The 11541-nt window shown below is 55.4% G+C and carries 9 protein-coding genes and 1 pseudogene; 7 read left to right on the forward strand and 3 right to left on the reverse strand.

All coding sequences use genetic code 11. The annotated features are described in order from the left end of the window. Positions 1-708 (reverse strand): ribonuclease PH, encoded by a 708-nt coding sequence (gene rph, locus MWU61_RS09490; protein WP_247128109.1) that lies wholly within the window; start codon positions 706-708, stop codon positions 1-3. 119 nt (positions 709-827) lie between these two features. On the opposite strand from rph, the gene hrcA reads away from it, so the two are divergent. From hrcA to MWU61_RS09505, 3 genes are read left to right on the forward strand one after another with little or no spacing between them, the layout of a single operon-like run. Next, a complete protein-coding gene (gene hrcA / locus MWU61_RS09495) occupies positions 828-1892 on the forward strand; it encodes a heat-inducible transcriptional repressor HrcA (RefSeq protein WP_247128111.1) in 1065 nt (354 codons plus the stop codon). Positions 1893-1904: 12 nt separating this feature from the next. Further along, entirely contained in the window at positions 1905-2456 is a 552-nt protein-coding gene (locus tag MWU61_RS09500) for a nucleotide exchange factor GrpE (RefSeq protein WP_247128112.1), read from the forward strand. 38 nt (positions 2457-2494) lie between these two features. Further along, positions 2495-3559, forward strand: a complete 1065-nt coding sequence (locus tag MWU61_RS09505; RefSeq protein WP_247128114.1) for a TPM domain-containing protein — start codon at positions 2495-2497, stop codon at positions 3557-3559. 3 nt (positions 3560-3562) lie between these two features. On the opposite strand, the gene mutS is transcribed toward MWU61_RS09505, so the two are convergent. Further along, positions 3563-6172 (reverse strand): DNA mismatch repair protein MutS, encoded by a 2610-nt coding sequence (gene mutS / locus MWU61_RS09510; protein WP_247128135.1) that lies wholly within the window; start codon positions 6170-6172, stop codon positions 3563-3565. Positions 6173-6330: 158 nt separating this feature from the next. Between mutS and MWU61_RS09515 the strand changes: the two genes are divergently transcribed. From MWU61_RS09515 to MWU61_RS09530, 4 genes are read left to right on the forward strand one after another with little or no spacing between them, the layout of a single operon-like run. Next, on the forward strand, positions 6331-8586 hold the full coding sequence (locus tag MWU61_RS09515) for an NADP-dependent malic enzyme (protein WP_247128116.1): 2256 nt from the start codon (positions 6331-6333) through the stop codon (positions 8584-8586). A gap of 3 nt (positions 8587-8589) precedes the next feature. Next, the gene (locus tag MWU61_RS09520; RefSeq protein ID WP_247128117.1) at positions 8590-9456 is read left to right on the forward strand and encodes a ribokinase; all 867 of its coding nucleotides are present in this window, start codon (positions 8590-8592) and stop codon (positions 9454-9456) included. Then, the gene (locus tag MWU61_RS09525; protein WP_247128119.1) at positions 9453-10364 is read left to right on the forward strand and encodes an aminotransferase class IV; all 912 of its coding nucleotides are present in this window, start codon (positions 9453-9455) and stop codon (positions 10362-10364) included. The genes MWU61_RS09520 and MWU61_RS09525 overlap by 4 nt, the downstream gene beginning before the upstream one ends. Beyond that, positions 10364-11062, forward strand: a complete 699-nt coding sequence (locus tag MWU61_RS09530; RefSeq protein ID WP_247128120.1) for an HAD family hydrolase — start codon at positions 10364-10366, stop codon at positions 11060-11062. The genes MWU61_RS09525 and MWU61_RS09530 overlap by 1 nt, the downstream gene beginning before the upstream one ends. Before the next feature lie 175 nt (positions 11063-11237). On the opposite strand, the pseudogene MWU61_RS09535 reads toward MWU61_RS09530, so the two are convergent. Beyond that, a pseudogene (locus tag MWU61_RS09535) lies at positions 11238-11396 on the reverse strand (SCP2 sterol-binding domain-containing protein); the annotation flags it as partial. Positions 11397-11541: the final 145 nt, after the last annotated feature.

Consider the following 11541-nt stretch of genomic DNA (forward strand, 5'->3'; position numbering starts at 1 on the left):
TTAGGACACCGCTGCCAGCTGAACTGCTTTCAGTTCGGACACGCCTTTTTCAGCGAGGTCCAGCAAGCCGTTCATTTGTGCCCGGGTAAAAGTCGATCCTTCAGCGGACATCTGCACTTCGATCAACTTGTCGCCGGTCATGATAAAATTGCCATCAACACCAGCCTCTGAATCCTCAGGGTAATCCAGATCAAGCACTTCTTGGCCCGCGTAGATACCGCATGAAATCGCAGCTACAGGTTCAACCAACGGATCGGACGTGATCATGCCCGCTTTCATCAATTGGTTCACGGCCAGTTTTAGCGCAACCCAACCACCGGTGATCGCCGCACAGCGCGTGCCGCCGTCGGCTTGGATCACATCGCAGTCGATCTGAATTTGACGTTCGCCCAAAGCCACGCGATCAACACCAGCCCGCAGGGACCGACCGATCAAGCGTTGAATTTCTTGGGTCCGGCCAGATTGACCATTCTTCGCTTCACGGCGCATCCGCGTATGCGTTGCCCGCGGCAGCATCCCGTATTCCGCAGTCACCCAACCCAGACCAGAATTGCGCATGAAAGGGGGCACTTTTTCGTCAACCGTCGCAGTGCACAACACATGGGTGTTGCCCATCTTGATCAAACAGGATCCTTCGGCGTGGATCGTGACACCAGTCTCGATGGAAACTTCGCGCATTTCATTCGTCTGACGGCCTGATGGACGCATGGGGGAACTCCTGTCATTGGTTGCATACCTGCGATACGCGCCCCACATGAAAATTCCAAGCCTGATTGACGCCAGCAACTACTTGGTCTTAATTGCACTGCTCCTTTTGAAGAAGTCTGATGTCCGACAAGAAGCTACAAATCGAAGATATGACCGATCGGTCCCGGGAAGTGTTTCAGCGGGTCGTCGAAGGCTATCTTGAAACTGGCGCACCTGTTGGGTCGCGGACATTGACGCGGACATTGTCGGAAAGCGTTTCTGCCGCGACTGTTCGGAACGTGATGCAGGACCTCGAATATCTGGGTCTTGTCGGGTCGCCCCATGTCAGCGCAGGTCGTGTGCCAACGCAGCTAGGTCTACGGATGTTCGTCGATGGTATTCTTGAAATGGGCGATCTTGGTGCCGAAGACCGCCAGCGGATCGACCAGACCATGGGCGAAAAAGACAGCGACGTGACTGCGTTGTTGGACCGTGTCGGGTCTGCCTTGTCCGGCGTGACCCATGGGGCCAGCCTTGTCCTGACGCCAAAGCACGAAGCGCCGATTAAACATATCGACTTTGTGTCGCTGTCGCGCGAACGGGCACTCGTGGTTCTCGTGTTCGCCGATGGCCACGTCGAAAACCGCCTGTTCACACCGCCAGCCGGACAAACGCCATCATCCATGCGTGAAGCTGCCAATTTCCTGAACGCAATTGCCGAAGGCCACACGCTGTCCGAACTCGATGGCATCATCACGCGTGAAATCGCAGCGCGGCGTCAGGAAATTGACGCGCTTGCCGCTGAACTCGTCGAAACAGGCGCGGCGATTTGGGAAAACAAAGGCGAAACAACCGAACGGCTGATCGTGCGGGGCAGGGGAAACCTGTTAACGGATAACGAATCCGAGGCCGATCTCGACCGCATTCGCACCCTGTTTGATGACCTAGAGGCAAAGCGCGACATCGCCCAGTTCTTGGAACTGGCAGACGATGCCGATGGCGTTCGCATTTTTATTGGGTCAGAGAACAAATTGTTCTCACTTTCGGGTTCCTCTTTGGTGGTTTCTCCTTATATGAACGCCGATCAGAAGATTATTGGCGCCGTTGGCGTCATTGGGCCGACTCGCCTTAATTATGGGCGGATTGTTCCCATCGTAAATTATACGGCACAGCTGGTGGGCAAAATGATTGCCGACCGGTCCTAGAGGTAGAAAAAGATGGTAGACGAAAACGCAGAACCGATGTCCTTGGATGACCTTGTTGCTGAGGGTGAAGAGCCTGATTTTGATCAAGGCGGCTTTGAAGAAATCGAAGCCATCAAGACAGAGCGTGACGATTTCCGCGACAAATTCATGCGCGCACTGGCCGACGTTGAAAACATCCGCAAGCGGTCTGATCGGGATCGGCGTGAAGCGGAAAACTACGGTGGGTCCAAACTCGCGCGTGATTTGCTGCCGGTCTACGACAACATGCGCCGCGCGTTGAATTCAGCGGAAGAAGTCGAAGGTGACGCAAACGCTGCTTTGCTCGAAGGTGTCGAACTGACAATGCGCGCATTGATCTCGACCTTCAAAAAGCACGGCATTGACCCAATCGTGCCTGAGGTTGGCGACAAATTTGACCCAAAACTGCACGAAGCGATGTTCGAAGCCCCCGTGCCCGGCACCAAAGCAGGCGACATCATCCAAGTCGCCGCCGAAGGTTTCATGTTGCACGACCGTCTTCTGCGCGCAGCCCAAGTTGGGGTTTCCTCAACACCAGCGTCCTAATCGGCGCTTTTGCAAATATGATCAGGGCGGGGGCAGTGATGCTCCTGCTCTTTGCGTCTGCGGGGCAGGCGCAAACAACCTATCCCGATTATGAAGACCTTTACGTCAATGACTACGCGGGCTTAATTCCCAATTCTTGGGAGTCACGGCTGCGGTATCGGCTTGAAGAACTGAATGATGCTCGGGGCATCGAATTCACCATTTTGACCATCAATCGCATGTCTGATTACGGGCACAGCGGCGCGATTGAACCTTTCGCCACTGACCTATTCAATGAATGGGGAATCGGTAATGCGGACACGAACGACGGTATCCTTCTTCTCGTTTCACGTCGGGATCGCAAACTGCGGATCGAACTCGGCGCCGGTTATGGTACCGAATACAATGCGGAAATGAAGCGTATCATCGACACGACTATCACGCCCGCCTTTCGAGAAGATGCATATTACACCGGCATCGACGAAGGCATGATTAAGATCATCCAAGCCGTCACAGGTCGATATCCTGGTGAATATGACGCGAACCTTCTGACACGAATGTTAAACGCAACAGGCCGATTTGTTGCGATGGCGTTCTGGTGGATCTTGGGAATCGGCACGCCGTTCGGGCTCTATTTCGGCACCAAAGCGTACCGTCACCACAAACGGACAAAACCGCGCATTTGTCGGAATGACGGGTCAAAGATGTACTGGCTGACCGAAGAGGAAGAAGACGCATTCCTAAGCCAAGGCCAGATCATCGAAGAACAGATCAAGGCGATGGATCACGACGTCTGGGCCTGCCGCCAATGTGAACATGTGCGGGTCGAAGCCTATCCAGCGCTCTTCAATAGTCACAAAGTTTGCCCAAGTTGCAGCTACAAAACGCAATACATCACCAAAATCACCGACACCTATCCGACGCGAACCAGCCAAGGCCACGGCAGAGCCTATGCGCTTTGCAAAAACTGCGATCATGAAACAGTGACCACATTTGTCATTCCAAAGATCGAAGATCAAAATGTCTCAAGCAATTCAAGTAGCAGCTTTTCATCAACGTCCGGTGGATCATCATCCTTTGGCGGTGGCAGCTCCAGCGGTGGCGGCGCAAGCGGTAGCTGGTAACGCTTATCCGTCCGCCAAATCTCGCAATTCGTAGATCAACGCCAACGCCTCGCGGGGCGTCAATTCATCCGGCATGATTGTTTTCAACCGCTCCTCTGCTGCGGATTCCTTCACGACTTCTTTCACTGGCGCGGGCGGTGGCGCGGCGGCAAACAACGGTAGATCATCGATGATCGCCTTGCGGTTTGACCCGCCTTCGCGTTCGCCTTTTTCCAGCGCTTCCAACACGACTTTTGCGCGTTCAACCACCGCGGGTGGCAGTCCGGCAAGCCGCGCAACCTGCACCCCGTAACTGCGATCCGCGGTGCCTTTGCGGACTTCGTGCAGGAAGATCACGTCGCCTTCCCATTCCTTTACCGTCACCGTCGCATTGTCGACGCCGTCCAGTTTCGCGGAAAGCGCGGACATCTCGTGGTAATGCGTGGCGAACAACGCGCGGCAGCGGTTCACATCGTGCAGGTGTTCCAAAGTGGCCCAAGCGATGGACAGACCGTCGTAGGTCGCTGTTCCCCGCCCGATTTCATCCAAAATCACGAGGGCCCGATCATCCGCTTGGTTCAGGATCGCGGCAGTTTCGACCATTTCGACCATGAACGTGGATCGTCCTTTTGCCAGATCATCCGACGCCCCGACGCGGCTGAAAATCTGGCTGACAATTCCAATATGTGCGGACTTTGCAGGTACAAAACTGCCCATCTGCGCCAGCACCGCGATCAATGCGTTTTGGCGCAGGAACGTCGATTTACCCGCCATGTTCGGACCTGTCAGCAACCAGATCGACTGATCCGACAGATCGCAATCATTCGCGATAAACGGCTCGCCCGCTTGGCTAAGGGCTGCTTCCACCACAGGATGCCGCCCGCCTTGCAAATCAAACGCGCGGCTGTCGTCCATCTTGGGACGCGCCCAGTTTTCCTGTGCAGCCAGATGCGCCAAACCAGCGGTCAAATCAATTTCAGCCAAGGCGCGGGCCAACGCACCCAGCGGACCCGCTTGCGCCACAATCGCCTGTGTTAGAGACTGATAAATTCGCTTTTCAATCTCAAGTGCCCGTCCGCCGGCATTCAAAATCCGCGTCTCGATTTCGGACAGTTCCACAGTTGTGAACCGTACTTGGTTTGCCGTTGTTTGCCTGTGAATGAATGTTTCGTTCAAAGGCGGCGTCATCATTTTTTCAGCGTGGGTCGCTGTGGTTTCGATGAAATAGCCCAGCACGTTGTTATGCTTAATCTTCAAAGCCGACACGCCGGACAATTCAATAAATTCCGTTTGCATGGCGGCAATTACAGACCGACCTTCATCCCGCAGCGTCCGCGCCTCATCCAGATCCGCGTCATAGCCCTGCGCGATAAATCCACCATCGCGGGCCAACAAGGGCGGTTCTGCGATCAATGCCGCATCAAGCAACGCCAGCAATTCGTCGTGACCTTGCAACCCCGCAGCAGCACTCACCAAAACGCCCGGCAGATCACCCTGCAGTGTGGAAAACAGTGTCTGTGCCTGCCCAATTGTGTTGCGAATAGCGGCCATATCGCGTGGACCACCGCGATCTAGCGCAAGCCGCGACAACGCACGATCCAGATCATGTACGCCTTTCAGATGATCCCGCAGATCACCGATCAGGCGGCTGTCATCTGCCAAAAACGCAACCGCGTCCTGCCGTTCCTGAATGACCGCAAGGTTACAAGACGGCGACGCCAAACGCCGTTCCAACAACCGTGCACCACCAGCCGTTACGGTTTTATCAATCGCACCCAGCAACGATCCGGCACGACCGCCGTTCATCCCATGCGTCAGTTCCAGCGACCGCCGCGTTGCCGCATCAATCTGCATCGTTGCGCGTTGGCCTTCAGACACAGGCGGGCGCAGCAGTGGCAATTTGCCCTTCTGGGTAATTTCCAAATATTCAACAACGGCCGACATTGCTGCAATCTCGGCCCGCGCAAAAGTGCCGTAAGCGTCGAGCGACCCGATGTTGTAGAGGTTCAGCAGTCGCTTTTCGCCAGCCGTGCTGTCAAAGGCCGCAGCCCCCAGCGTGGTCAAAGCAGCGCCCGCATCAGATACTAATTCGGCGAATTCTGGTTCGGTCCCGTCAACGACGATCACTTCACGCGGTGTCAGTCGCGCCAGTTCGGGCCCCAACGCAACACGCGGGCATGTCATCACGTGAAACGCGCCCGTCGAAATATCGACCCACGCCAGCGCACCTTCATCACGCACAGTGGCATAGGCGGCCAAAAAGTTATGCCGCCGTGCATCCAACAATGAATCTTCGGTCAGCGTGCCGGGTGTCACCAGCCGCACAACTTCGCGTTTCACAACCGCTTTATAGCCACGCTTCTTCGCTTCAGCAGGGCTTTCCATTTGTTCGCACACTGCGACGCGAAACCCTTTGCGGATCAGCGTTAGAAAATACCCTTCGGCGGCGTGATGGGGGACGCCGCACATCGGGATGTCATTTCCATCGTGTTTGCCGCGTTTGGTCAGCGCGATATCCAACGCCTCTGCCGCATGAACAGCATCGTCAAAGAACATCTCGTAGAAATCACCCATCCGGTAGAACAGCAACGCATCGGGATGCGCCTGCTTAATCTCCAGATATTGCGCCATCATCGGCGTCACTGTGCTTTTCTCGGCAGCCACGACATTTCCCCCACGGTCATCGGGGCGACATTACCGACGCAATGTTAGCGACGAAACCCATAAATCCACCCGTTGCCCTTTGGTTTGATCCCCCCTTACAAAGGTCGGACGCATGCGGGAGGAACACCATGGCCAAGACGAAAATGACACGGGAAGACGCACTGTCTTTCCACATTGCCCCAACACCGGGGAAGTGGGAAATTCAGGCAACCGTGCCTATGACCACACAACGCGATTTGTCGCTGGCCTATTCCCCCGGCGTGGCGATCCCTTGCGAAGAAATCGCAGCCGATTCTGCGACGGCGTACGACTATACCAACAAGGGCAATTTGGTCGCCGTGATCTCGAACGGGACCGCGGTTCTGGGTTTGGGCAACCTCGGTGCGCTCGCGTCGAAACCGGTCATGGAAGGCAAATCTGTTTTGTTCAAACGTTTCGCCGACGTGAACTCGATCGATCTGGAACTTGATACAGAAGATCCCGACGCGTTCTGCAATGCTGTGAAACTTATGGGCCCGACCTTTGGTGGCATCAACCTCGAAGATATCAAAGCGCCAGAATGTTTTATCATCGAACAACGCCTGAAGGAAGAAATGGACATTCCCGTGTTCCATGACGACCAACACGGGACGGCTGTGATCTGTGCTGCAGGCCTGATCAACGCGTTGCATATCTCTGGCAAGAAAATTGAAGACGTGAAGATTGTTCTGAACGGTGCTGGCGCTGCTGGGATTGCTTGTCTTGAATTGCTCAAGGCGATGGGTGCGAAACACGACAATTGCATCATGTGCGACACCAAAGGTGTGATTTATCAGGGCCGCACCGAAGGCATGAATCAGTGGAAATCTGCGCATGCGGCCAACACTGATACACGGACTTTGGCCGAGGCAATGGCTGGCTGCGATGTCTTCCTTGGTGTGTCGGCAAAAGGGGCCGTGACGCAGGACATGGTGATGTCGATGGCACCCAATGCCGTGATCTTCGCGATGGCAAACCCCGACCCGGAAATCACACCAGAAGAAGCCCACGAAGTCCGCGACGACGTGATCGTGGCCACAGGTCGGTCCGACTATCCGAACCAAGTGAACAACGTCCTTGGTTTCCCCTACCTGTTCCGTGGCGCGCTCGACATTCATGCACGCGCGATCAACGACGAAATGAAAATCGCCTGCGCCCAAGCGCTTGCTGATCTGGCTCGCGAAGATGTACCAGACGAGGTCGCGATGGCCTACGGCAAGAAATTGTCCTTTGGCCGCGACTATATCATTCCGACCCCTTTCGATCCGCGTCTGATTTACCGCATCCCAACCGCAGTAGCGCAGGCAGGCATGGACACTGGCGTTGCACGTCGGCCAATCGTTGACATGGAAGGATACGAAGCATCGCTGAAGGCCCGCATGGATCCGACCGCGAACATGCTGCGTAACCTCAACGCGCGCGCCCGGTCCAATCAATCCACAGTCGTTTTCGCAGAAGGCGACGATCCGCGCGTCTTGCGGGCTGCAGTCACGTATCAGCGGTCTGGCTTCGGGACGGCGCTTGTCGTGGGTCGTGCAGATGACGTTGCAGAAAAGCTGACAGCAGAAGGCATGGCTGACGCAATCGACGAACTGACAATCGTGAATGCGGCCAACACACACCACTTGGATACGTATAAGGACTTTCTATACAAACGCCTACAACGCAAAGGGCTGGATATGCAGGACGTCCACCGTCTTGCAGCCCGTGATCGCCACGTGTTCGCGGCATTGATGGTTGCACATGGTCACGCCGACGGGATGGTCACAGGTGCGACACGGAAATCCGCACATGTTCTGGAACTGATCAACCGCGTGTTTGACGCTGAACCGCATGACGGCGCTGTAGGTGTCACCGCGATCCTGAACAAAGGTAAAATCGTGCTGATGGCGGATACGCTGGTGCACGAATGGCCGGACGAAAACGATCTGGCGGATATCGCTGAACGGGGTGCGGCGGTCGCGCGTGAACTGGGTCTTGATCCGCGCGTTGCCTTCGTGTCGTTTTCGACCTTTGGCTATCCGGTGTCTGAACGCGCCGAAAAGATGCACGTTGCCCCGGATATCCTTGATCAACGGGGTGTCGATTTCGAATACGAAGGTGAAATGAACGTCGATGTGGCGCTAAACCCAGCCGTCATGGCGCAGTATCCATTCCAACGCCTGACAGGTCCGGCAAACGTTTTGGTCGTACCTGCGCGGCACTCTGCCTCGATCTCGGTGAAGCTGATGCAGGAAATGGCGGGCGCGACTGTGATCGGGCCGATCTTGTCAGGCGTCGGAAAGCCTGTACAACTTTGCTCAACCACCTCTACGGTGAACGATATCTTGAACATGGCGGTCATCGCCGCTTGTCGTATTGGGTAAATCATGGCGATCTGGAATCTAGGCTCTATCAACGCGGATTACGTTTATGCGGTGCCGCATATTCCCGCGCGTGGCGAAACACTGGCAGCAACCGACCGGAAGGTTTTTCTGGGCGGCAAAGGGGCCAATATGTCCGTTGCTGCGGCGCGAGCTGCGGCACAAGTAAACCACATCGGTGCCGTTGGGCATGATGGGGCGTGGGCAAAGCAACGCTTGCTCGAATATGGCGTCGATACACGCCATATCACCACGTTAGACACTGAAACCGCCCATGCGATTATCGCGGTGGATGCGGATTCAGAAAACATGATCATCCTGCATCCGGGTGCGAACGCCAAAATCCCGCAGGCGATTTTGCAGACCGCATTGTCCGAAGCCCAAACAGGCGATTGGTTCATCACGCAGAACGAAACGAACCTACAACGCACGGGAACACAGCTTGCCAAAAAGATGGGGCTGAAGGTCGGATATGCAGCAGCTCCTTTTGATGCAGAACGCGTCAAAGCGGTTCTCGAATACATCGATTTCCTGATCCTGAACGAAGTCGAAGCCGCACAGCTGAAAGACGCAACTGGCCAAGACGCCAAAGACTTGGGCGTGGCCGACGTGATCGTAACGTTGGGCGCGGATGGCGCGGACTGGTATAGCCGCGTTGGCAAACAGCATTTTGACGCGATCAAGGTTGATCCGGTCGACACGACTGGTGCCGGCGACACGTTCACCGGCTACGTTTTGGCGGGCCTCGACCGCGGTTTACCGATGGAACAATCCATCAATCAGGCCCTGAAAGCAGGCGCATTGATGGTCACGCGAAACGGCACCGCCGACGTGATCCCCGATCTTTCCGAAGTACAGGCCTTCCAACGATGACCGATGACCACCTGACCACCCACCAAGCCGAAGAAGACGCGCGTAACGACAACATCCTGATCTACGTTGACGGTAAAATCGTGCCCAAATCGCAGGCCGTGGTCAGCGTTTATGACAGCGGTTTCATGTTGGGCGACGGCATCTGGGAAGGGCTGCGTCTGCACGATAATCACTGGGCTTTTGCCGACGAACATCTCGACCGTTTGTTTGAAGCTGCGAAAGCGATTGATCTTGATATCGGGATGGACCGAAAAGGCGTGTTTGACGCCTTGTTAGAGACGCAAAAAGCCAACGGCATCACCACCGACGCCCATGCGCGTTTGATGATCACGCGGGGGATTAAAGTACGTCCGTTCCAGCACCCGAACCTGTCGCAATCTGGCCCGACGTTTGTGATCATCGTGGAACATTCGAAACCGAAAATTCCGCGTCCGATCAGCCTTGCAACCGTGCCGCACCAGCGTGGCTTGCCGATGACGCAGGACCCGAAACTGAATTCGCATTCCAAACTTAACTGCATCCTCGCCTGCATCGCCGCACAAAAGGCCGGCGCAGACGAGGCGTTGATGCTCGACGTGCATGGTTTCGTGAACACGACGAACGCCTGCAATTTTTTCATCGTGCGCAAGGGGGCTGTTTGGACCTCCACAGGTGATTACTGCATGAACGGGATCACGCGCCAAAAGGTCATCGACCTGTGCCGCGCGAACGGTATTCCTGTGTTCGAACGCAACTATTCGCTCGTTGATACCTACGGCGCTGACGAGGTGTTTTTGACCGGCACGTTTGGGGCGCAAACGCCTGTCGGGTCCATCGACGGGCGGCAAATCGGAAACGGTGAACTTGGCCCAATGACAAAGCGCATCCGTAAACTTTACGCCGACCTTATCGCGCAGGAGTGCAGCTAATGCGGATCGCGATGTGGTCTGGCCCGCGTAACCTGTCGACAGCCATGATGTACGCCTTCGGCAACCGCGCGGATTTCGCGGCATGGGACGAACCGTTTTATGCGGCGTATTTGAAGCAAACCGGTCTTGATCATCCCATGGCCGATCAGATTATCGCAGCCCATGAGGATGATCCGGCTAAGGTCGCCGCGCGGTGCATAGGCTGTATTCCTGACGAAAAGCCGCATTTTTACATGAAACACATGCCACATCACATGATTGATGGCATACCGATGGACTGGACAGCAGAGTGTGAAAACGTCCACCTGATCCGTCACCCGGCGCGTGTGATCGCGAGTTATGCGGCAAAACGCGAACAGGTCACAGCGGCTGATCTCGGTTTCAAACAGCAGGTCGACCTGTTCGACAAAATCGGCGGTGCGGTCATCGACAGCAGCGATATCCGTGAAGACCCCGAAGAAATGCTACACCTTCTGTGCGACTACATCGGGCTGGATTTTGATCCGGCGATGTTGGCGTGGGATGCAGGCCCGCGTGATGCGGACGGGATTTGGGCGCAGCATTGGTATGGGGCCGTTCATAAATCCACAGGGTTCGCGGGCGCCGAAGGGCCATTGCCAGAACTGACTGGTCGCGACGCAGAATTGTTGGAAGAAACGCTGCCGTATTTCGAACGCCTCTCGAAAGAAAAAATCTGAAGCCTGTGAAACTTCCTCAGCTGAATACCGTGACTATAGAATAAATCCAGCCGCGTTCAGAATATCGTAATGCCCCAAACATACGATGAACCGGTAAGGAATCCGCATCATGCGGGTAGTTCTTAAGTGGTATTGTGGTACTGCCCCGTTGGCCTGCGCCAGCGGGGCAATTTCTTTAGGACTTTAGCAATTCGCCCAGCTTTAGCGCGATCCGTGCATCGCCAGACACCTTCAGCTTACCAGTCACAACACCGGTCATCGGGTTCAGCTTGCCTTTGATCAGTTTCGCCAAGTTTGGCGCCGTGATCTTGATCGTGCAATCGGCGTCGCGATCCACATTCGATACAGTCTGGACCTGTCGCGGTTTGATGCCGCTCCTTTGATAGCATTTACTGCAACAAAGGAGATGAACTATGGGACTGAAACGTACGGACGAATTTCGCCAAGATGCGGTGCGGATTGCATTGACCAGTGGGCTA

The sequence above is a fragment of the Loktanella sp. F6476L genome (genome assembly GCF_023015725.1).
Lineage (GTDB): Bacteria > Pseudomonadota > Alphaproteobacteria > Rhodobacterales > Rhodobacteraceae > Yoonia.

Coding starts and splice junctions, on each gene's coding strand:
- rph (WP_247128109.1), bottom strand. CDS start 708: ATGCGTCCATCAGGCCGTCAGACGAATGAAATGCGCGAAGTTTCCATC.
- hrcA (WP_247128111.1), top strand. CDS start 828: ATGTCCGACAAGAAGCTACAAATCGAAGATATGACCGATCGGTCCCGG.
- MWU61_RS09500 (WP_247128112.1), top strand. CDS start 1,905: ATGGTAGACGAAAACGCAGAACCGATGTCCTTGGATGACCTTGTTGCT.
- MWU61_RS09505 (WP_247128114.1), top strand. CDS start 2,495: ATGCTCCTGCTCTTTGCGTCTGCGGGGCAGGCGCAAACAACCTATCCC.
- mutS (WP_247128135.1), bottom strand. CDS start 6,172: ATGATGGCGCAATATCTGGAGATTAAGCAGGCGCATCCCGATGCGTTG.
- MWU61_RS09515 (WP_247128116.1), top strand. CDS start 6,331: ATGGCCAAGACGAAAATGACACGGGAAGACGCACTGTCTTTCCACATT.
- MWU61_RS09520 (WP_247128117.1), top strand. CDS start 8,590: ATGGCGATCTGGAATCTAGGCTCTATCAACGCGGATTACGTTTATGCG.
- MWU61_RS09525 (WP_247128119.1), top strand. CDS start 9,453: ATGACCGATGACCACCTGACCACCCACCAAGCCGAAGAAGACGCGCGT.
- MWU61_RS09530 (WP_247128120.1), top strand. CDS start 10,364: ATGCGGATCGCGATGTGGTCTGGCCCGCGTAACCTGTCGACAGCCATG.